This is a genomic window from Pedobacter sp. AC379 (genome assembly GCF_979258145.1).
On the sequence record NZ_OZ409839.1, the window covers coordinates 1,757,454 to 1,778,469 of the forward strand.

23 protein-coding genes and 1 tRNA gene are annotated in these 21,016 nt (G+C 39.5%); 14 read left to right on the top strand and 10 right to left on the bottom strand.

Annotated elements, in window-relative coordinates; translation table 11 throughout:
* The first annotated feature begins 267 nt into the window (after positions 1-267).
* The 5 genes from ACZZZW_RS07745 to ACZZZW_RS07765 all read left to right on the top strand — a co-directional run bounded on the left by ACZZZW_RS07745 (position 268) and on the right by ACZZZW_RS07765 (position 4,405).
* On the top strand, positions 268-756 hold the full coding sequence (locus tag ACZZZW_RS07745; protein ID WP_055911220.1) for an Lrp/AsnC family transcriptional regulator: 489 nt from the start codon (positions 268-270) through the stop codon (positions 754-756).
* A gap of 462 nt (positions 757-1,218) precedes the next feature.
* On the top strand, positions 1,219-2,148 hold the full coding sequence (locus ACZZZW_RS07750; RefSeq protein ID WP_055911976.1) for a heme-binding domain-containing protein: 930 nt from the start codon (positions 1,219-1,221) through the stop codon (positions 2,146-2,148).
* Position 2,149: 1 nt separating this feature from the next.
* The gene (locus ACZZZW_RS07755; protein ID WP_055911218.1) at positions 2,150-2,620 is read left to right on the top strand and encodes a hypothetical protein; all 471 of its coding nucleotides are present in this window, start codon (positions 2,150-2,152) and stop codon (positions 2,618-2,620) included.
* Positions 2,617-3,660, top strand: a complete 1,044-nt coding sequence (locus ACZZZW_RS07760) for a sensor histidine kinase (RefSeq protein WP_055911217.1) — start codon at positions 2,617-2,619, stop codon at positions 3,658-3,660. The genes ACZZZW_RS07755 and ACZZZW_RS07760 overlap by 4 nt, the downstream gene beginning before the upstream one ends.
* Positions 3,641-4,405, top strand: coding sequence for a LytR/AlgR family response regulator transcription factor (locus ACZZZW_RS07765; RefSeq protein WP_463492799.1), 765 nt, complete (start codon positions 3,641-3,643; stop codon positions 4,403-4,405). Before ACZZZW_RS07760 ends, ACZZZW_RS07765 begins: the two co-directional genes overlap by 20 nt.
* 131 nt (positions 4,406-4,536) lie before the next feature.
* Here the strand turns inward: ACZZZW_RS07765 and ACZZZW_RS07770 are convergent, their stop codons facing one another.
* The 4 genes from ACZZZW_RS07770 to ACZZZW_RS07785 all read right to left on the bottom strand — a co-directional run bounded on the left by ACZZZW_RS07770 (position 4,537) and on the right by ACZZZW_RS07785 (position 7,868).
* Positions 4,537-5,445: a ketopantoate reductase family protein gene (locus ACZZZW_RS07770; protein WP_463492800.1), complete on the bottom strand. Its 909-nt coding sequence runs from the start codon at positions 5,443-5,445 to the stop codon at positions 4,537-4,539.
* A 9-nt stretch (positions 5,446-5,454) separates the two neighbouring features.
* The gene (locus ACZZZW_RS07775; RefSeq protein WP_463492801.1) at positions 5,455-6,393 is read right to left on the bottom strand and encodes a bifunctional helix-turn-helix transcriptional regulator/GNAT family N-acetyltransferase; all 939 of its coding nucleotides are present in this window, start codon (positions 6,391-6,393) and stop codon (positions 5,455-5,457) included.
* 273 nt (positions 6,394-6,666) lie between these two features.
* Positions 6,667-6,933, bottom strand: coding sequence for a helix-turn-helix domain-containing protein (locus tag ACZZZW_RS07780; RefSeq protein WP_055911209.1), 267 nt, complete (start codon positions 6,931-6,933; stop codon positions 6,667-6,669).
* 506 nt (positions 6,934-7,439) lie between these two features.
* Positions 7,440-7,868, bottom strand: a complete 429-nt coding sequence (locus tag ACZZZW_RS07785) for a winged helix-turn-helix transcriptional regulator (protein ID WP_463492802.1) — start codon at positions 7,866-7,868, stop codon at positions 7,440-7,442.
* 108 nt (positions 7,869-7,976) lie between these two features.
* Between ACZZZW_RS07785 and ACZZZW_RS07790 the strand changes: the two genes are divergently transcribed.
* The 4 genes from ACZZZW_RS07790 to ACZZZW_RS07805 all read left to right on the top strand — a co-directional run bounded on the left by ACZZZW_RS07790 (position 7,977) and on the right by ACZZZW_RS07805 (position 10,655).
* Positions 7,977-8,723, top strand: coding sequence for an SDR family oxidoreductase (locus tag ACZZZW_RS07790; protein WP_463492803.1), 747 nt, complete (start codon positions 7,977-7,979; stop codon positions 8,721-8,723).
* Between the two features lie 13 nt (positions 8,724-8,736).
* Positions 8,737-9,294, top strand: coding sequence for a polysaccharide deacetylase family protein (locus tag ACZZZW_RS07795; protein WP_463492804.1), 558 nt, complete (start codon positions 8,737-8,739; stop codon positions 9,292-9,294).
* Positions 9,270-9,683, top strand: coding sequence for a polysaccharide deacetylase family protein (locus ACZZZW_RS07800; RefSeq protein ID WP_463492805.1), 414 nt, complete (start codon positions 9,270-9,272; stop codon positions 9,681-9,683). Before ACZZZW_RS07795 ends, ACZZZW_RS07800 begins: the two co-directional genes overlap by 25 nt.
* 102 nt (positions 9,684-9,785) lie before the next feature.
* Complete coding sequence (locus ACZZZW_RS07805) at positions 9,786-10,655, top strand: SDR family oxidoreductase (RefSeq protein ID WP_463492806.1); 870 nt, start codon at positions 9,786-9,788, stop codon at positions 10,653-10,655.
* A gap of 389 nt (positions 10,656-11,044) precedes the next feature.
* Here ACZZZW_RS07805 and ACZZZW_RS07810 read toward each other — a convergent pair whose 3' ends face one another.
* The 3 genes from ACZZZW_RS07810 to ACZZZW_RS07820 form a co-directional block, all read right to left on the bottom strand.
* A complete protein-coding gene (locus ACZZZW_RS07810) occupies positions 11,045-12,028 on the bottom strand; it encodes an ISAon1 family transposase (RefSeq protein ID WP_463492337.1) in 984 nt (327 codons plus the stop codon).
* On the bottom strand, positions 12,021-12,374 hold the full coding sequence (locus ACZZZW_RS07815; protein WP_463492336.1) for an ISAon1 family transposase N-terminal region protein: 354 nt from the start codon (positions 12,372-12,374) through the stop codon (positions 12,021-12,023). Before ACZZZW_RS07815 ends, ACZZZW_RS07810 begins: the two co-directional genes overlap by 8 nt.
* Before the next feature lie 1,222 nt (positions 12,375-13,596).
* On the bottom strand, positions 13,597-14,535 hold the full coding sequence (locus ACZZZW_RS07820) for an alpha/beta fold hydrolase (protein WP_463492807.1): 939 nt from the start codon (positions 14,533-14,535) through the stop codon (positions 13,597-13,599).
* Positions 14,536-14,617: 82 nt separating this feature from the next.
* Here ACZZZW_RS07820 and ACZZZW_RS07825 point away from each other — a divergent pair, with 82 nt between their 5' ends.
* On the top strand, positions 14,618-14,992 hold the full coding sequence (locus ACZZZW_RS07825; RefSeq protein ID WP_463492808.1) for a winged helix-turn-helix transcriptional regulator: 375 nt from the start codon (positions 14,618-14,620) through the stop codon (positions 14,990-14,992).
* A gap of 248 nt (positions 14,993-15,240) precedes the next feature.
* On the opposite strand, the gene ACZZZW_RS07830 is transcribed toward ACZZZW_RS07825, so the two are convergent.
* The 3 genes from ACZZZW_RS07830 to ACZZZW_RS07840 all read right to left on the bottom strand — a co-directional run bounded on the left by ACZZZW_RS07830 (position 15,241) and on the right by ACZZZW_RS07840 (position 16,834).
* Positions 15,241-15,927, bottom strand: a complete 687-nt coding sequence (locus ACZZZW_RS07830) for a hypothetical protein (protein ID WP_463492809.1) — start codon at positions 15,925-15,927, stop codon at positions 15,241-15,243.
* A 66-nt stretch (positions 15,928-15,993) separates the two neighbouring features.
* Positions 15,994-16,088 (bottom strand) — tRNA-OTHER (locus ACZZZW_RS07835).
* A gap of 398 nt (positions 16,089-16,486) precedes the next feature.
* On the bottom strand, positions 16,487-16,834 hold the full coding sequence (locus ACZZZW_RS07840; protein ID WP_463492810.1) for a hypothetical protein: 348 nt from the start codon (positions 16,832-16,834) through the stop codon (positions 16,487-16,489).
* Positions 16,835-17,187: 353 nt separating this feature from the next.
* On the opposite strand from ACZZZW_RS07840, the gene ACZZZW_RS07845 reads away from it, so the two are divergent.
* The 4 genes from ACZZZW_RS07845 to ACZZZW_RS07860 all read left to right on the top strand — a co-directional run bounded on the left by ACZZZW_RS07845 (position 17,188) and on the right by ACZZZW_RS07860 (position 20,943).
* Positions 17,188-17,766, top strand: coding sequence for a TetR/AcrR family transcriptional regulator (locus ACZZZW_RS07845; protein WP_463492811.1), 579 nt, complete (start codon positions 17,188-17,190; stop codon positions 17,764-17,766).
* Between the two features lie 73 nt (positions 17,767-17,839).
* Positions 17,840-18,589 carry an SDR family NAD(P)-dependent oxidoreductase gene (locus tag ACZZZW_RS07850; protein WP_463492812.1) on the top strand — a complete coding sequence of 250 codons (750 nt, stop codon included), beginning with the start codon at positions 17,840-17,842 and terminating at the stop codon, positions 18,587-18,589.
* Positions 18,590-18,696: 107 nt separating this feature from the next.
* The gene (locus ACZZZW_RS07855) at positions 18,697-19,653 is read left to right on the top strand and encodes an alpha/beta fold hydrolase (protein ID WP_463492813.1); all 957 of its coding nucleotides are present in this window, start codon (positions 18,697-18,699) and stop codon (positions 19,651-19,653) included.
* A gap of 120 nt (positions 19,654-19,773) precedes the next feature.
* Positions 19,774-20,943, top strand: coding sequence for an MFS transporter (locus ACZZZW_RS07860; protein WP_463492814.1), 1,170 nt, complete (start codon positions 19,774-19,776; stop codon positions 20,941-20,943).
* Positions 20,944-21,016 lie beyond the last annotated feature (73 nt).

Below are 21,016 nucleotides of genomic sequence, written 5' to 3' on the forward strand. Positions count from 1 at the left end.
GAATTTATAGCCACGAAATTCGGTGCTGGAGATCATAATTCCTCAAGAGTTGTGCAAATCCGGAAATTATTCTAATGGAAACAAAATAGCGGAATTAAATTTTGCTTGTTAGCCATCATTTTAGTTAAAATCCAAATATTATTGGATGTAATTTGGTGCATTTCAAAGAAACTCATTAAGTTTGCTTCAATTTACCCGATTTAAATAAGCGATTAACGGTTTTCTGTATTTTTATCCGGTGCAATTACTATAAAACAGCAAGTACGCATGCACAACAGCACACTGGATCAGCTTGATCTGGACATTTTACGGATCATTCAATCTGATGGACGGCTGACCAATAAGGAAATTGCTGCTAAACTTAAAAGGTCTGGCAGTACAATTTTCGAAAGGGTGAGCAGGTTGAGACGTGAAGAATTTATAGGAGAAACGGTAACGGTAATTAACCGCAATAAATTTACCGATCTGTGGATTGCGTTTTCGCACATTAAACTTACTGTTCATAGTGCAGAGGCCTTATCCAACTTTCAGAACCAGGTAATTGAATATCACGAAGTACTGGAATGTTACCATACCACCGGAGAATTTGATTTTCTGATCAAAATCGTAGTGGGCGATATGCCTGAGTATAACCGTTTTATTATGGAAAAACTTTCCAAATTGGAAAATGTAGGTGCGCTTAACAGTACGTTTGTAGTTAATGAAGCCAAACGCTCATTGTGCTATCCAATCAGGTATAAGCAAGAAGTTTTATAAAAATACCTGAAGAATTTTCTCAAACTTTCGTTATTCTATTAAAAATTTATTGGGTTGAGCTTTAGGAAATTAATAACCGCTCATAATAGTTATTAAAATATATGCTGTTCTTCAATGCAGTTTATTTAATCGCTGCTGATAAGTAATATTTTTCAAAAATTTCGTTCTGTTTTAGTATCAAAAAATTTCCATCAATTTTATGAAAAAGGTTCGGGAACCTACACTTTTTTAATTCACTGTTTAATAAATGGTTAAATTGAAAAAGACGCAAATTCTGACAGCCCATTTCAGAAATGAGTGAGCCAGTTTTTCGGGGGGACGTCAACGAAATTTATTTTAACAATATACAAATTATTGTTCAACTGCTTAATGGCCAATCTCAGCAACCAATTTGCCGCTTACAGGACATTTAGATTGCCAGACCGAGATTTGTTGAATTTATTTGTACCAGAAATCATAATCATGAAAAAGTATTTTCTTCCGGCTGTATCATTCATCGTTGTTTTATTGGTCAGTCTTCAGTTTTTCCGTCCACGACTTGACGACCCACCAGTCACACAGGACTTTCAGGCTCCAAAGGCTGTTAAAAATATTTTAGTGAGAGCTTGTTACGACTGCCATTCCAATGAAACTAAACTGCGATGGTATGATCAGGTACAACCGGTTTACTGGCAGGTTGCAGCCCATGTTCGTGACGGCAGAAAGGGGCTCAACTTTTCTAATTGGGATAAGCTGGCACCCGCGGATCGCAAAGCAAAACTTTGGGAGGCTGTCAATCAGATCGAGCAGGGAGCCATGCCGGTTAAAAGCTATCAGGTCGTTCATCCTAACGCCAGGGTTTCGCCGAAGGATCTCATTGTCCTAAAAAAATACCTGACCAGCATGATACATGATCTGCCGGAAGATACAGCCAAAATAAATGCCTTTGAGCATCAGCGAAAAAGTTTAGTATCTGTCGACCGTCAAAAACTACCCAAAACATTAAACGACATCACCTACCTTCCCGATTACAAAAACTGGCAGGTCATCAGCACATCGGACCGTTTTGATAACGGCACCATGCGTGTAATATACGGAAATGATATCGCGGTGAATGCTGTCAAAACTAATCATAACAATCCCTGGCCCGATGGAACTATTTTTGCAAAAGCTGCCTGGGATAAACTGGAGGATAGAAACGGAAATGTAACAACCGGGGCTTTTAAACAGGTTGAATACATGATCAAAAATGCTGAAAAATACCGATCAACGAACGGCTGGGGCTTTGCCCGGTTCAAAACACCAAAATTAACGCCATATGGCAAAACAGCGATTTTTACAACAGAATGTATGAACTGTCATAAGCCGATGAAAGACAATGATTATGTGTTCACCTTTCCAATCAAGAATTAAAATGAAATTAATATTTTATATCATTGCAGCTGGTTCATTATTTGTAGCCGGCTGCAAAGGAGCCACGGATCCAGATCGTCTCATTAACAGCAAAGCCTCGCTTCCTTCAACTTTCAGGTTGTCAGAACTGCATGAAAAGGTAATTACTTCCCTGATAAATAAAAAGGTGGGCACCATGAGCATCCTCTATGGTGATGAGCATTTTAAAAATGCGACGCAGGAATCAAACTTAAATGTGCCAGGTAATTCCTTTACATTAGTGACATGGAAACAGCAGGATGACGCCCATTGGTTTGGCGCACGAATACCAGGTGAGTTGATTTCCGCAGAAACGATCAATATAGGAAATCATACTAATTTTGTAACTTATCGAAAATTTATGGGCAAAAACCTCCTGTTATCAGCAGATACAACAGGACAAAATGAACGCATACATTTTATATTGACACAAAGGCCATCCATCATTCCATGATTTTTGAAAAATACATACATAAAGAAACTGGCAGGGTTTTCCAGGTATCACAAAAAGTGATCTGGGCATCTGCTGTCTTTATGGGTATTCTGGCCTCTATTCCAAAAATATTACAGCTGAAGATCAGTTTTGCTGAAGTTGTCATCGACTGTTTTATAGCGTTTATTTATTCGCTGTTTGTCTGGTTTTACAACTTATATACATTGCCAAAATTCTTCAACAAGGCGTTAACGACCAGGTTTTTTGGGCTCAGGCTGATCAGAAGCCTTTCATTGGGTATATTTGTTATGGGAATATTGGTAGTTTGCGGTCAACTTTTCTTTAACGATAAGCTTATTGGTACCATGATAATGATGTACCAGTTCCGGGGCATCCTGATCAATTTGACTATTTATATGTTTTTGTATTTGCTTTTTCAGAGTTACGCTAATCAGGTAATCGGCATGGATCTCGAACGGACAAAAGCGGATTACCTAAGCGCAAAATACGAGGTATTAAAGCAGCAAGTTAATCCGCATTTTCTGTTTAACAGTCTGAACACCTTGAAATCGATGGTCGATTTCGGTGATGCAACTGCGGCTGATTTTATTGTCAAATTATCTGACTTTTACCGCTATACACTGGAAAGCAGGCAACAGGATTCGGTATTGATGCAGAAGGAACTCGAAAATCTAAATGCTTATTATTTTCTGGTCAGGTCGCGATTTGAAGAAGGCATTGATCTTCAGATCCAGTTTTCTCCGGAGCACCTAAGCGCAATAACCCCTCCATTTACCCTGCAGCTCTTAGTGGAGAACGCGATCAAGCACAATATTATCTCCCTTGATCAGCCTTTAAATATTTCGATCTATTCGGATGGAAAATATATTAAAGTTAAAAATAACGTACAGCTAAAAAATCATCCTGAACCATCGAACATGATCGGTCTGGAAAATATCGGTCAGCGATATTTGCACCTGATGGGACAGCAGATTATTATAGAATCAAATCACCAATTTTTCACCGTAGCGCTTCCGGCCAATGCAGATATTAGTAATTGAAGATGAATTAAAAACTGCCAGGGCGCTAATCAAAATGATCTCCCAGATCCGTCCGGGTAGTCGTGTAGACGGCCCCCTGCAGAAAGTATCAACATCAGTAGAGTACCTGTCGGTTCATCAGGCACCTGACCTGATCTTTATGGACATCCAGCTGGCTGACGGCATATCCTTTGAAATATTTCAAAAGGTTAAAGTAGACTCACCGGTTATTTTTTGTACCGCATATGACGAATACGCTGTTGATGCTTTTAAGGCCAACGGGATCGATTATATCTTAAAACCGTTTACTGAAGATGCTTTTAGAAGAGCCTTCGATAAAATGGACCGTTTCATTGGTCAAAGAAGCGGTGACATTTCTCCTGCGCTGATCGCTCAAATTCTAAAACTTCAACATCCGAACACCGGTAAATCAAGCTTCCTGGTTTACAAGCACGGAAAATATTTAAACCTACCTACAGATGACATCGCTTATTTTTTTGCCCATAACGAACAAATAACAATAGTGACCTTCGATAGCGAAACATTCCATATCAATCAGTCTTTGGAGCAAATAACCGCTCAACTATCCCCGTTAAATTTCTTTAAATTAAACAGGCAGTACCTGATCAGCTTTAAAGCGGTTAAAGAGGTTGAGCAATACTTTGCCCGGAAGCTCTTGGTTAAATTAGTTATACCTACGGACGAGAATTTACTGGTTGGAAAAGATAAGGCTACTTCATTTCTGGCCTGGCTGGACAATCGATAAGATGTAATTATTGAATGCATCATAGGTATTACTGTTCTGTATTTGATAAAAATACTGCCGTACAATTGTGTTTATCTTTCCGACTTTTACGCTGACTGATATCCATGATAAGCATTATGCCGGCAGCATGTTTATCTGAAATGTTTTGCAATTTTTTCATAATGCGGAATTTGGATGCTGTTCCGGGCCGCCAGTCGCACCATATCATGAATAATTTCATTGCGCTCATCTGGTTTATTCTGCTGTAAATCTTTTTGAAAGGAAGCAGTAAAGTCAGCAGAAAGATCGTCCAGGATTTGAAGATTCTCCTTGAAAAAATTGTCGGTTAGGCCAAAGTTTGCAGCGTCTGATATTTGCTTTAACTCTTTAAGTAAGCTAATGAAGTGGTTACGGTAAGTTTCATCTGACTGCAAAGATGATGCTTGTATGTTATGATAAGCTGCACAGGACGCAAAAGCCGAAGTAAAGGTTAATTTTTTAAATATTTCGCTGGTAATAACTGCACTGTACCGGATATCTATACCGCTTTCCCGTACTTCGCTTTCCATTTTATCTCTTGAGTTATCATTTTTATTTCCCTCATCCAACCCGTAAAAAATTCTAAAGATCTGGTTATTCTGACTTACCTCTCCGGGTGCTGAAATATAACCTGTGATATAGATACAGCCATCATAAATATTTAGTCGGGGCAACTCAGTACGCAGATAGGCACCACTGCCCAGCGAGTTTAAAATGGGGATGATCATCGTTTGCTCCTTAGCTGCATCTTTTAGCATCTGTACAATGCTACTCAAATGATAAGCCTTCACACAAACAAAAATTACATCAAATTTTTGATTTTCCAGCGCATCTTCACCAATAGCTTTAATGTTGGTTAGGTGAACAGGTTCTTCGCCGTAAGTTTTAACGGTAAGGCCCTTTTGCTGAATAACTCTGAGGTGCTCACCACGCGCTATGAGTGTTACATCAAGCTGGTTTTTTGCCAAATAGCCTCCTATAAGGCCGCCGGTTCCTCCGGCGCCAATTACTAAATATTTCATAATAATTAATTAATGCTGTGTTGTCAAATCAAGGTCGTAACGTTCTTCATGAAGCGTTTTGCCCCATTGCTCCATTTGTATAGACGCTGTTGGCTGGAAGCCTGCTTTTTTGTACATGGCAATGGCCTTTTGCTGTACATCAGTAGTCAGTAGGTATACGTTTTTGAACTGCTGCCCGCGGCAGTAAGTTAGCGCTGCATGAAGCAAGTGTTTGCCTACGCCGGTACCCCTGAATACCGGGTGCACAAGGAACCAGCGCAATTGCGCTTCATTATCGGGCTTAGCTAAGATGGCGATACATCCGATGATCTGCCCATTATAAGTAGCCAGCCATATTTTATCTCTACCCGTGTCATAATGTTCCAGAAACTCGTAAAAAGTTTTGACCACATAACCTTCAAATTCCTGCGAATAACCAGATTCGCGAGCATAAAGTATGCCATGCAGATAGATCAGATACCCGACATCGCCTGGCTTTAATCCTTCACGGTAAACAACCTGACCGGACAGCAACAGATTGCTATAATCTGCTGACAATAGATTTTGGACCGTTTTCATGGAATTCACTAACATGTCTGCTTCGTCGGGCGAGAGCTTCGTTAGAAATCCTTCGATTTGATGGTCGGATTTTCCCTGTAGATCTTTTAATAGATTTGAACCCTGAGCGGTCAGGTTGATATGATAGACACGCGAGTCCTCCTTTGAGGGTGTCCGTGCAATCACGCCATCATTTACAAACATTTTAATGATTTTGCTCAAATAACCTTTGTCCAAGGTGAGCAATGTGGCCAGTTCCTGCGCGATTACTGGCTGTCTTATTCCTATCTCAAATAAAATGCGGGCTTCCGCCAAAGAATATGGACCGTCTAAAATATGCTCATTCAATAAACCGAGATGGGCGGTATAGAAGCGGTTAAAACTCCTGATTTGCTCTATATCTTTTTTCATAAAGCAAATATAGTAATAAGTTGACAACTATCAACTATAATTGTTGATGCTTGTCAACTTTCTTTTAATCAATGTTATTTTTAGATTCAAAAAAATTGTTTAAATATTGGTATTAACGAACATGTAGTTAGATCGATTGGAAGGGTTGACTTAAAAAGATAAGGTGCTTAAATACTGGTAGCCTGCCAAGTCTATTACACAAGAGGTTGTGCGAAATAGCTATTGAGACCACACTCACCAACTCAAACTTATATCTTGTTCCAGTATGACTCATTAAATTTCTGCTAATTTATATCCTTGTTCCCTTATACTTTGTCTAACAATTGAAGGTTCTGATTTAAGGAACTTATGCAGCCTGGTAATGTATACATTCATCCTCCTTGCATTGAAGCGATTATCTTCACCCCAAAATTTAAGCAAAGTAGATTTGCGATCCAACAATTTAATTTTGTTTTGTAAGAGAACAGCAGAAGGTCGGCCTCGCGCTGCGACAATAGTGCTGTACCTTCCGCGCCATATTTCCAAATCCTGCCCTACCAATTTAATTTGAGCAATAGAAGTTTTACCGTGATTCTAAGGGCAGAGGCAGGAGCTCAAATGCCACCGCATTTTCATTCAACATCAGTTGGCTACACCTTACGCGGAAATTGGTACTACCTCGAACATGAATGGACAGCTAAACCGGGAACTTTTATTATATGAACCGGCAGGTGAAGCACATACATTGGTAGTGAATCCAGGTGAGGTGACGCCGGCAATAATTCTTTTCATGGCAACAGGCGGGGCATATATTTTAACAAAGTAACCGACGGTAACATGCTGGCCTATGATGATGGCTTCATTTTGAAAATAGCAAGGAAGCATTATGAATCTGTGGAATTAAACCCTGCGACGTTAAATACCATGATCCGATAATCGGGAAAAATCTAATCGCTCTTTAACATACTATTCGGCAATGTTAAAGTGGAAATTCCTACAGTGCAATCTAATTAAAGTCTTTAAAATCCAATATCTATTAAAAGCTTTCAGCCTCAAAATATATGATGCTATTTTGCAGGAGCATCGCTTTTTAAACGCTGCAAAAGTTTCTCCCGGATTTCCCGTATAGTGCCTTCTTTATCTTTTTCCAATTTTTTAACCGCCTCTTTTATGGGATATGAATCGTACTTCGATCCCCAAATCATTAATTCGACAATAAGGGGGATCAGGTCAATACTTTTCTCTGTAAGATTGTAGATAAACTTGTTCTTTTTTTCGGGAGATACCGAAGATTTTATAAATCCGTTTGCTTCTAAAAGCTTAAGCCGGTCTGCAAGAATATTAGTAGCTATTTTTTCACCAGAATTGAGAAAATCACCATAACTCGACTTACTGGTGAAGATCAGGTCCCTTAGAATTAAAATTACCCACTTGTCGCCTAAATAATCTAAGGAATAAGCTATCGGACAATCAGATCGGTGCTGAATTTCTTTCATGACATAAAAATGTTAAATAATACTTGCAACTTGCAAGTATTATATTTTATCTTTGTTTACTTGCAAATGGCAAGCAAATTTAAATATTATTATTAATAAATAGAAATCATGGATATTAAGAACAAAACAGTCCTGATTACCGGTGGTGGTTCAGGAATCGGTTATGCAACAGCAAAATTTTTAAGTGAAAAAGGAAACAGGGTAGTTATAACTGGTCGCAATGAAGATAAGTTGGCAAAAGCTGCCAATGAGTTAGGTATTAATTATATCGTCTCCGATGTGACCGACGCAGATGCTGTTAAAAATCTCGTTACAAAACTGGAAACTTTTTACGGCAATCTTAGCTTATTGATCAATAATGCCGGCGTGGGATTTGTTTATAAACTGGGCGAAGGCGCAAATGCGGTTGATAAAGCAAAGCAGGAATTTGAAACCAACTATTTTGCCCCGGTTAGGTTAATCGAAGCCTTGTTGCCGCTATTAAAAAAGCAGCCCGAAGCGGCAATTGTAAATATTACTTCCAATGTGGCATTCCATCCGCTGTTGGTTTTGCCGACTTACTCAGACGCTAAAACAGCCTTGCATTCGCATTCAGTTGCTTTACGTTTAACCTTATCATCAGATACCAACATCAAGGTTTTTGAAGTAATGCCATCGCTGATCAATACAGATGCAACCAAAGATATGGGGGGCGAGCAACATGGCTTGCCACCTGAAGTTGCTGCTGAAGACATCTATACCGGGATTAATGAGGACCGTTACGAGATCTTTGTTGGGGAAGCGGGCAGGCAACGTACTGACTACTTTGCTAACCCTGATGCAGCCATAGCGAAGTTTAACCAGGGACTTTATTAATTGGGGCAAAGTTATGACAGACAGAAGAGATTTTATTAAACAAACTGGCCTGTTATCGCTGGCAGGTTTCATTGGTGCAAATCAAATATCTATGGCTGAAAGCCCTAATAAGTTGTATGCCTCCAAATCATCAAAGTGGGCAGATGGCTCACGGCTCGTCGTTTCCGCCACCATGCTTTTTGAAGCAGGCGGCCAGCCGGATAATGCGCCAAGCCCTTTTCCGCCCAATATGAAACCCGGTTATAAAGACTTGCCTGCAAGCACCTGGTACGAATACGGATATAAAGAAGGTATCCCACGGATGCTGGATAACTGGGATAAATTAGGCATCAAAGTAACAACCCTTATGGTGGGCTCTGCTGTGTTAAGAAATCCTGCCCTGGCTAAAGAGATTGTAGGCCGTGGGCATGAGGCTTCCGGGCACGGTATGACCTGGAAAGATGAATACGACATGTCGTATAAAGAAGAAAAAATATTCATTAAAGATGGCTTAGATGCGATTAAAAAAGTAACCGGACAAACGCCGGTTGGTTACATGCCAACTTTTTGCGCCGTAGTGAAAACACTCTGAAGATATTACAGGAGCTTGGATGCATTTATCATATTGATGACTTAGGCCGTGATGAGCCATTTATTATCAAAGTTAACGAAAAGGATTTTGCGGTAGTTCCATACACGATACGTAATAATGATCTGGGCATGATCGAAATAAGAAATTTTTCGCCAGACCAGTACATCACGCAAGTGAAAATGGAGTTCGATCAACTTTACGAAGAGTCGGCAACCCGGCGCAGGCAACTTTCCTTAACCTTTCATGACCGTGTCAGCGGTACGCCGCAGATGGTTAAGGCGGCAATAGAATTGATCAGGTACATGCAGAAGCATTCTGGTGTTGCATTCAAACGCAAAGACGAAATAGCCAAGATGACGCTTAATGACCCAACAAGTATTCGCGAATAGTATGCGATTACAGTGAAAAGGCTTCACAACATGCAGTCTTTTCATTGTATTTCAGCATTAATACAATCTACTGCCATTGTTTGAAATCAAGTAAATTATATCATGACAAAAATATTAGTAACAGGAATAACAGGTACAATTGGAAAAGGAACAGTTGAGCATTTATTAAAAAAAGGTTTTCCTGCAGACCAAATTATTGGACTTACCCGAAAAAAGGAAGAGGGAATTAATTTAGCTGCCAAAGGTATTGAAGTTCGCTTTGGAGATTATCTAAATTATGATTCTTTATTGCGCGCATTTAAAAGTGTTGATAAAGTGATGCTCACCAGTGCAGTCGCTTTCTCAGACCGATTTACCCAGCATTACAATGTGATTACCGCTGCCCGCCAAGCTGGCGTTAAGCATGTGGTGTATATGTCGATAATGCGGAAAGAAGACTCAGGACGTATGATGCCTGAAATTACGGAATCAGATCTTTTTACGGAACAAGTACTTAAGTCATCAGGACTTGATTATACCATTTTATACCATCCCCCTTTTACAGATATTTTGTCTATCTACTATGATTCCAACCCTTATGGAAATGGGATAAAAGTTCCCGCAGGCAACGGGAAAATGGTACCTGCAACAAGAGATGAACTGGCGGAAGCCCATGCCGAAATACTTTCTACGCCGGGACACCAAAAGAAATCGTATTCACTAGGTGGAAGCGAAACTATTTCATTTGCTGAAATCGCTAAAATTCTTGCAGAAGAAAAAGGAAAACCTGTCCCTTTTTCCACTATCACAGCCGAAGAATATACTGGTGAGTTAATTGCGAAAGGAACGTCTCGAAAAGTCGCCAAATTCCTCACCAGTTGGGTGGTAGCAATCGAAGAGGGTGAATTCGAACATCAATCAGGCGACTTAGAAAGGTTATTGGGTAGAAAGACAACGAATTTTAAAAAGTATATCGAATCAACTCTAGCCTAATTATTGCTGACTGCAAATACTGGATGCGAATCAAATAGCTCTGAGCTGCCAGGCGCCAGAGGTTATATTCTTGCTCAAATTACATACTGGAGAGCATTTTGGATTTGATATCAGAAATGAAAATTAAATTCCAATACAAGCTTTCAATAAAAAAATTAATCAAGAAGAAAGGTAGTCATGCTACAAATGACGCATTATTGTTTGATGGTGGTTCGTTATAATGTTAGGTTAGTAAATAAGAAAAAGCCCTTGCCGGTAACTACGGAATTTAATTAGCATTCAAGTATGAAAACCAGACATATCAAGCTTGCGCGCATGCCGGAAGGTATGCCACAGATCATTGGACCTATAAAAAATGGATCAAGCGGAAAAGTTGGGGGAGTTAAACTCTAGGCATATATTTTCGATAATCTGAATAAGAAAAACTTAATATCCCTTACACCTCTCGATGTTGCTCTAAAGGCTTTGATCTTTGCATTGAAAGATTCTGCAGAAGCATTTGTAGCCCTGTTAATAAAGAAGTTAAGGATATACAGGTAATGCGATTGAATTGATCTGGCAACAGTCCTAAAGGAATCAATTCCGCATGCTTCGACCTCATTATACCAGATTGCCAATCTTTTAAAGGCCTGTTCCTTACTTTTGCACAACCTGAATATATCTCCCAATTTTTGGGCAATATTATATGCATTCTTTAATTTGGGATACCTTATGAAAAGTAGCTCTGCTCTAAGTTCTTGATTCCGTGTCCATTTTGAGGGATGTTTAAACAAAAGATACCTGCTCCGCGCCAGCAATTGCTTTAAAGTATCTCCATTAGCCAACACTTCTGGATGGTAAGCAGTTTTGTTCTTTTTTGCCGTTGCGATATCCTCATTTTCTGCATCGATAGCCTCCCAACGATACTTTATCCTAACTTCCTGAACTGCATCATAAGCCAATTTCTGAACATGGAAACGATCAATTACCCGATGCGCGTTTACAAAGCATCGTTTTATGGCCAATTGCATGTTGGCAGCCATATCCATGGTTACTTCCCGCACCCGTTTTCTCAGTCTTTCCGGAATCTTTTTCAGTACAGATATAATGTTTTCGGCCACCGTACCCTTGATCATCGCTACAATAGCACTCTTTCTACCTTTGGCTTCCTTATTGGTTACAATAGTATAAAGCTCTCCATTGGATAAAGCTGTTTCATCAATACTGAGCCTGGGGCTCACATTCTTTACAAAAAGCATCCAATCATTCGCATGCCCTTTCTGATCCCAACTATTATAATCACTGATATGCTCTTTATATTGCTCCTGGAGTTGTTTGCCGTCTATTTGGAAATAATGCCCTAAATGATAGCAGCTAATGGGGTGGTTATCCAAATATTCCTTTTAAAAAAAGACCGAATTCCGTAGTCATCCGAGTCCCTTTTCTTACTAAATCCCAATCTCTACTAATGATATACCCAGTCTTTTTTACCGTCCATCTACGTCTCTTGATACGTAAGGCAACTTTTTGCCCACGAATAGGAAAATCCTGAATGGAAACTTCTGGAAGAAAGCCCTTTGATTCGAGCTCAGTTATCCCGTAACCGGAGGGAGCTACATTCTTCTCTTCAAGAAAGATCTGAAGCTCTTTCGACTCTTTTTCGACTTTGAGTATTGCGAAATAATCCAGAATGCCTTCTGGTAATAAAAAACTGATAAGGGTGTGTTCGGCTGGATTCAAGGGAATTTGTAATTACTATTAACTACAAAAGAAACAAATTATTCGATTACCCCCAACTTTTCCGCTTGATCCATTTAGATGTGTAGATAGGACACCTGTTGGGGCAACTCAGAATCGTATAAATTGTATGATTTTGCTATGGCCTATAAACAAAAACGCTTTAAACATACAGTTTAAAGCGTTTTGATGTATTTTGATTATACACTGGCGGAGAGTGGGGGATTCGAATAAACTGAATTTAAATACACTCTAGGCCATATATTTTATCTTTTTTGCTTATAGGGCACCTGTTTGGGGCACCAATAAAACCTAACAAAAACGCATTTCCTTGTATACCCTAATGTAGTAAATAAATTTGTGAACTTCAAATAAAATTGCTTTTAAAATTGTGAATCCATTTGAGTTAAATGTTTTTGTGAGCATTAACAGGTTTATGCTTATCAAAAAAATGGTGGTATTATTAGATTTTTCAATTGTATTGGAGTGGATCAATATTACATAAAGTCAGTTTCTTAAAAACCTGTACCACAAAACAAGGTTTCTTAAATTTACATAGGGACGTTTTAGTGATACAATAATGAAGATTGGATACGTCAGGGTTTCCATCAAAGAACAAAATCTAATTGCAAATTGAAGCACTCGAAAATGCGGGGGGGCAAATAATTTTGGGAAACATTTTCTGATCATATAGAGAGCAACATTTACCGCTACGCTAAAATTCCAAAGTCACAAACTTATTAGGAAATAAAAAGACTAGAAAAAGACAGACAGTTGTGATTACAAAGTGAACTCTGCAACCAACTCTCATCATGACTCAAATAATAACGCTCGCTCAAAGATTATGAGTCTTTTTATTGTAGTTTATAAACGTCTGTTAATTAATTATTTAAGTATATTTATTTTCTATATCGCAAGTATCTCGCAAGTTATTTGTAATGTAAAAATTACTAAAAGAGATTTCAGTTGCTTCATGAATTCATAATTATTAGGGCAAGAATAAAAGCGTAAAAACGTTTTTTCCACGCGAAGTTGCATCTGAATTTAAGTGGCAACTCAGATGTCTATTAACTTGACGAGTATTTTATCCTTGAAGAGTTTATTCCAGTATAAACCAGAGTAGATTGACTCAATTTAAGTGGAAATAGATTTGTTATTAATTTATTTGGCTACATATTAGTAAACTGGTGAAAAGGGGCAAATGGATTGGTTTGCACACGCCGAGTTAATTTTGTGGCGATTTAAGAAAAGGCAAAATTGCTTCTAAAATCAAAAGAGGCTGTTCATCGAGCATATAATGTCCTGAATCTGCAATGACCACACACTTTACGTTTTCGGCAGCCGACTTCCATGATGCCACAATTTTAGTACCAAAACTAAATTGACCGCCAAGTACCAGCACAGGTATTTTCAGCTTTTTTGTAGCCTGAACTTCATTGAAGTTCATGTCTTCAAGTAAGGCTCGATAATAGCTAAATCCTGCAGTGAGACCTCTTGGCTTGCTGTAACATCTGGCATATTCTCTAAGGTCATCTGCGGTTATTGCATTTTTATTAAAAGTGCCGTTATCGAAAAACCACTTGAGATAAATTGCTTCTCTTCCAGCAACCAGTAATTCTGGAAGATCAGGCACCATCTGAAATGGGAACCACCAAAGCGATCTGCCTTCCTTAGGAAGCAACGGACTATTCGCGATAGTCGACGTCAGAAATCCTATATCCAAAATAACCAGTTTTTTAACAGTTTCTCGATGAAGGGCCGCATAGGCGTATGCTACATTCCCTCCAAAATCATGTCCAGCAAGTGTTATTTTTTGATATCCCAGCTCGGAAACTAGATGGAATATGTCATCCGCAACAGTCGATGTATCATACCCATTCTCGGCTACACTCGAATCGCCGAGACCCCGTAGATCTGGAACGATTAGGGTGAAATACCTGGCCAAGTCGGACATGATGTGACGAAAGGCATACCAGGTTTGTGGATAACCATGTAACAAGACTAAGGGCTCACCAGATCCTCCTTTAACATAATGAATATTGATATTATTCACTGTAGCAGAATGATGACTGAATTGTTTATTAAATTCTTTTCCAAGGTGTTCGTATCTCATTTTAGCAGAATAAATTTTGATAAAGCTAACATTATACTTACATTTGAGCAAGTACTAACTAAAAAGTAAGTATATGTTTTTCTCGCAAACTACTGATTTTCAAATCGTTGAAATTTAAATTAAACCGATCATTATGAAAGATGCGATCAATCAAAGCTTTAAGTTAGGTGATAAAATTTTTTCGTGTCCAGTGGCGCTTGCTAGTAATGCGATAAATGGCAAGTGGAAACTACAGATTATATATCAGTTGTCTGTGTCAAAATTGCTTCGTTTTGGAGAACTTAAAAGGAGGATTAGTGATGTATCCGAAAAAATGTTAATTCAGCATCTCAAGGAGTTGGAAAATGATGGACTCATAATGAGAAAAGTTTATCCAGTGGTTCCTCCTAAGGTAGAATATGAGTTAACAACAAATGGAAAAGCCTTTAAACCCGTTATTGATGCTATGAGAAGATGGGGCATTCTTTTCAGCGAGCGAGATGGGAGTTTCGTCAAATCTAAAACGTAAATTCATGAACAACCAGCTTTCTATAAAGCTTAGTTTTCAACTTTTTAAAACGCAAAATCATATTACTAAATCAGCCGAGAGTGTTATTATTGAAGAACTTTTGATCGATTAAGTAATCTGAACTATCCAGACGCGATTCCATAAAAAATTGAAATTTTCAACAGAAAGAGTAGGTGATAAGCTCTACAATAAGAATTTGCTTGTTTAAATATCTCTGAATGGCTTCATCGCCTCTAGACACCTTAGGTTCATAGTGAAAAAATCTTCCTTGTTGCTTCGGGTTTGAGAATTTCAAAAACATAGGTGGAAAATGTCATGTTAATCTTATTATTTTTCGGAGAATGGTGTGCGGGTCTGCATTTGATGCTGGAATAAAGGCTGAATCTAGGATACTTTTTTATTTTCTCATTTATGAAATTTTTTGTACTAATATCAAGATGGAATAAATTGAAGCTTAATCCAGTATTATTTACATCAGTTAGTATTGATAGGTACTTGTTTGGGTCATTATCATACAGGCCAAAGTCTTTTTTTATTTCTTGTATTTTTTTCTCAAAGCCTGCCAGAACGAAATAGCAACGTATCGTTGTATTAGTGTCGAAGAGGTTTTGTAACCTTATCAGGTCCCATATCAATGACCCGAGTGATATAGTTGACTGGCCTACCCACTTGGATTCTAATGCAACCTTCCATTTGTTTAGGTTGTCCTGCAATACAAAGTCAACCTGAAGGGGTCTGCCAGGTAAATTGTTACTCAATGGATGGTTAATTTCGGCAAGGGTTTTATATTCGGTAATGCTGTTTAGAATTTGACCGACTGGGAATGATAAATATTTTTCATTGAAAAGTGTGCCCCTCATACAATGAAATTCAAATAGAAGCCAGCCATATATATCCTCGCTCAATTTCCTTTGGATGTTTATTAGGTTGCTCATAATTTACTTTTTTTTAAAAAAAAAGACTGGATCTTGATGATCCAGTCTAAAACAAAGGGCTTACGGCGCCTCAAGCAGGACTCGAACCTACTAATGATGGTTGAAAATTTTCGCCCTTTGTTTAAATGCCGCCATGTTTTACCTCGTTAAACTATTGAGGCGTTCGACATTCAAATATAAAAATATTTAGGTGTTTAAAGTGTTGCTTTTTTAAACAAATCGGATCCTGTTCACTTTTGTTGCAGACCTTTATTTTTGTCAAATCTGAAAGTTGTAAATTCATCGTAATGCTTCATCTTCGTAGGTATAAATTACATTAAACTATTAAACCATTCTCATAAAAAGTCCCAAATCCGCCTATTATTATAATTTTTTTAAGGCCAAAGAGCCATTTTACCGTTAGGGGTTTAGTTATTTAATATTAAACAATGTTTAGCCAAATGGATATATATTATGCTATATTTTGTCCTTAATACCAGTTTTGAGGGCAAAAAAAAAGGCAAATCAAACAAAAATTCGATTTGCCCACTATGGTAGCAACATATTACAATTAGCATCTTTAAACAATATAGAATATAAGCATTCCAGTATTGATCAGTACCATTAGAAAAAAGAGTGTAATTGTTGTTCTGATGCCAGCCCCGCCCATGTTCGCGATTAGGTTGCTGAAAAATCCAACCACGGTCACACCCAGCACAGCTAAAGGCGCACCGAAGTTCCAGATCAGTACCGGCGGAACAATTAAGAACAGCACACCGTTGATCATAAGCGAAAGAAGAAACCACAATGTAGCACTTTTTTCTTGGCTATCCGCGAAATCTAGGTACATTCTAAGAATCAATTTACCGCTTGCGGCATAGCTGGTAACTGGACTTTGGGTCGATGGGGTTAGAGTAATATTTTTCATTTTGTTTAATTTAAGAGATTAATACCTTTTTATCTTAACCAAATGTAAAGCTTAAAGTCTATAATAAAATACCTTTTTATCTTTTATTATTTTTCTTTGACAAATCTTATCGCTACCCTCTTTAATCAATTATTCTTTCGAAGCAGAAGTGATGGCGCCGATCGTTATAGTGAATAATAATCCAGCATTCTGTAATGGTAAACTTAACCACCACTCTCAGTAAAAAAGAAAGACTCACTCGATGATTTTCACATCCCGGGGCATCAAGTACTATATCGACGGAAAGAGGGGAGAGTTTTAAATTTTTTTAATTTTAATTTGGAACAATCGGTTGGGTATAGTAATTTTGTCACATGCCAAGAAACAGGGAATTTGATTACGACCAGAAATTGGAAGAGGCCCGAAACCTTTTCTGGAAAAAGGGCTATCATGCAACTTCTTTAAATGATCTGGTCGATACCCTTCAAATAAACCGAAGCAGCATCTACGATGCTTATGGAAATAAGCACAGCCTGTTTCTTAAATGCCTGGACAGCTATATAGCCACCAAAGAATCGCAATATAGGCTGGCAGCAGGTAAGGGGAAATCTCCTTTGGAGGCCATCCGCCTTATTATAAAAGGCATCATTAAGAATATGGTCTTTGAAGCCAAGACCTGCATGTCGGTCAGGACTACTTTCGAACTCGGCAAATCAGACCAGCAGGTCCAGCAGCTCCTGAATAACCAGGCTAAAAATTCCGTCAAGCTTTTTTCAGAACTACTAACCCAGGCCAGGGATCAGGGGGAAATCAATCCGGATAAGGACCCTGAAATTATCGCCCACTTTATAGTTGCCTCTTTTGGCAGCCTTTGGAATGCAGATATCCTTTTTAATGATAAAAAACTCACCCAGAAACTCACCGATCACCTGATCAATACAATTGCCAGCTGATTTTTTTTAATTAATAACAGAACGAAAGGTTTGAAATAAATGTTTAATATTCAATAACTTAAATATAATTTAAATGATGAAAGAATCAAAGTTTCAGAACAAACTCGTATTCATTACGGGCGGTAGCCGTGGCATAGGTGCCGCCATTGCGGAGAGGTTCGCATCCGAAGGTGCGGACGTAGTTTTTACCTATTCCAGTTCTGCCCTTCAGGCAAAGACGCAACAGGGTAAACTCAGCAGCTATGGCGTACGGAGTATTGCGCTACAGGTCGATAATTCCGATGCTGACGCGCTACAACAAGCCATTGCCAATATCGTTCAACAGCTGAAACCAGTTGATGTCCTGATAAACAATGCCGGGATCTGTCCTTCAGGCGATTTTCAGGAGCTTTCGCTAAAAGACTTTGATAGAATCATGGATATTAATGTCAAGGCAGTTTTTGCGGCGAGCCATGCCGTGTCTTCCCGCATGAGTCAAGGCGGCCGAATCATATCCATCGGAAGCAATCTTGCTGATTTTGTAGTATTCTCGGATATGGTACTGTATTCAACAAGCAAAGCGGCCTTGCAAGGATTCACTAAAGGCCTGGCCAGAGTACTGGGACCTAGAAAGATTACCGTGAATTTAATTCAGCCTGGGCCGATTGATACGGATATGAATCCGGCAGATACCCCACACGCTGACTTTCTCAGATCAAGAATGGCGCTGCCTGACTATGGCAGCGTACAAGATATTGCCAGCTTGGCAGCATTCCTCGCCAGCGACGAAGGTAAATACGTCACTGGATCCATTATTACCATAGACGGAGGAATGAATGCCTGAGTTTTTTTGCCTTATAACAGAACGATCGGTTGGTTATATTATACAAATACACCATGCCTCCTCAATTCTTCAATTAAATAAAACATACAATTATTATATTATATAACATGAAAAGAACATCAAAAAACAGTTTGCTAACCCTTATCTTCTTACTCATCTCCATACTGGCCATTGCACAGGAGGAATTTCCGCTCCCCCAGGGGTTTAAAAGCGAATATCAGCTGGTTAATGGAATCAAAATCCATTATGTTAAAGGCGGGACCGGACCACTGGTCTATTTGGTTCACGGATTTGGCCAGACTTGGTATGAGTGGCATCAGCTAATGCCGGAATTATCAAAAAAATATACTGTTATCGCACTTGATCTGCCTGGTCTGGGGCAATCCGAGGTCCCGAAATCCTATATCGCCAAAGATATTTCAGCCTTGCTTTACAAACATGCGAAAAGCCATAGCGTAAGTGCAAAGTTCGACCTTATCGCCCATGATATCGGCATCTGGAACACTTACCCGATGTTGGTGGAAAATCAGAAAAATATCCGTAGTGTCATTTATATGGAGGCACCGATCCCTGATGAACGCATTTATGACTTCCCGGCATTTACGCCACAGGGTGAATCGCTGGTTTGGCATTTTAGCTTCTTTTCAGCTAAAAACCGCCTGGCTGAAACCTTGATTACAGGAAAAGAAGGCCTTTTCTTTGAGCATTTTATTAAAGAACATGCAGCCAAACCTGAGATTTTCACGAAAGAACTCCTTGGACTATACGAAAAGTCCTACTCAAAACCTCATAGTCTGAATGCCGCTTTTGATTACTACCGGGTGCTAACTAAAAATGTAGAGGACAACAAATTGATTTCAAAAACTAAAATCATGATTCCTGCGATGGCAATAGGAGGAGGCGCAAAAGGTGGCATGGGTGAATTCCAAGGCAACCAGATGCGCAAATATGCCACTAACGTGTACGCTCTGGTAATTCCTGGCACCGGGCACTGGATCCCTGAGGAAGCACCACAGGAACTAAAGTCGGCAGTTATGGCTTTTCTTGACAAGCAGGGGAGATAAATCGTTCCCGGCGCAATGGAGAGGGGTTATATGGTGTGGTTACATTCTCACCGCAAAGGAACACCAAATCAATATTGCACCCGGTTTTTACCAACAGAATAACAATGGTTTTATAAACACATGAAAAATAAAATAGCTTATATAGGTTGTCTCAGCCTCATCGGCGTAATTAGTACAGAATTCGGTGTAATCGGCATTCTTCCGCAGATTGCCAGTCACTATCAGATTACCATAGACAAGGCGGGCATTCTCTTGAGTGCCTTCGCGATGGTTGCCGCTCTCGCAGGGCCTTTGCTAACCATTGCCACTTCCAATATAGATCGTAAGAAACTTATGGCGGGAAGTATGGGCCTATTTTTATTTACTGGAGTGATATCATCTTTCTCGCCGCCATTCTTAATTTTACTGATCGCCAGGTTGCTGCCGGCATTCTTGCATCCTGCCCTGGTATCCGCCGCTGTCGGCGCTGCGACGACTTCGGCCGGGGCGCACGAAAAACACAAAATGATGGCCATCGTAATTGGTGGGGTAGGTGTTGCTACAATTACCACAGTCCCATTGGCGACCTTCGTTGCCGGTTTCTTTGATAGCTGGCAAGCATCCTTTATGCTGCAGACCTTGGTTAGCATGGCTGCTGTCTGTGCCATCTGGTTCGGTCTGCCTGCCTTGCCCGTAAAAACTACAGGATCCTACCAGACACAGTTAAGGATCTTGACCAACCCCGTTTTTTTATCGAGCGCTGTATTTACATTTTTAATGAATGGGACGATGTTCACGACCTACAGTTATTTTGCAGAATATCTGGGCCGCATCAATGGTCTGGGGGCAAAGCCGATCAGCCTCATGCTATTGCTTTTTGGGATTTCCGGGGTTGCAGGTAATTTTCTTGCTGGCAGACTGCTCAGCAAAAATATTACGCTCACAACCCTGCTGTTTCTCACAGGGCTGATGCTGATGTCTGTCCCGATCTATTTCTCTGGACCAGCAAATGCTACCCTGGTTATGCTGATTATGGTGTGGGGTTTCTTTCATACCCCATGTTTTTTGACCGGGCAGGCATACATGATCGAAACCGCACCCGAAGCCGAGGAATTTGCCAACAGTATTTCCATTTCCTGCGGAAATCTTGGTATCTCCCTGGGTACTGCAATAAGCGGATTGGCCATAGCCAACTATGGTCTGCACACTGCACCCTGGGTGATGAGCGCTTTCGGTCTACTAGCCCTGATCACAATGGGCATAAAAGAGCTATGGCAGCGAAAATACAGAGTAGGTCAGCCCTCCAGGTAAACCCGTGTAAAGCTGGAAATCCTTGCCATAAGAATCTCCATTTTTCTTGTGGCAAGGATTTAAAAGCCATTAT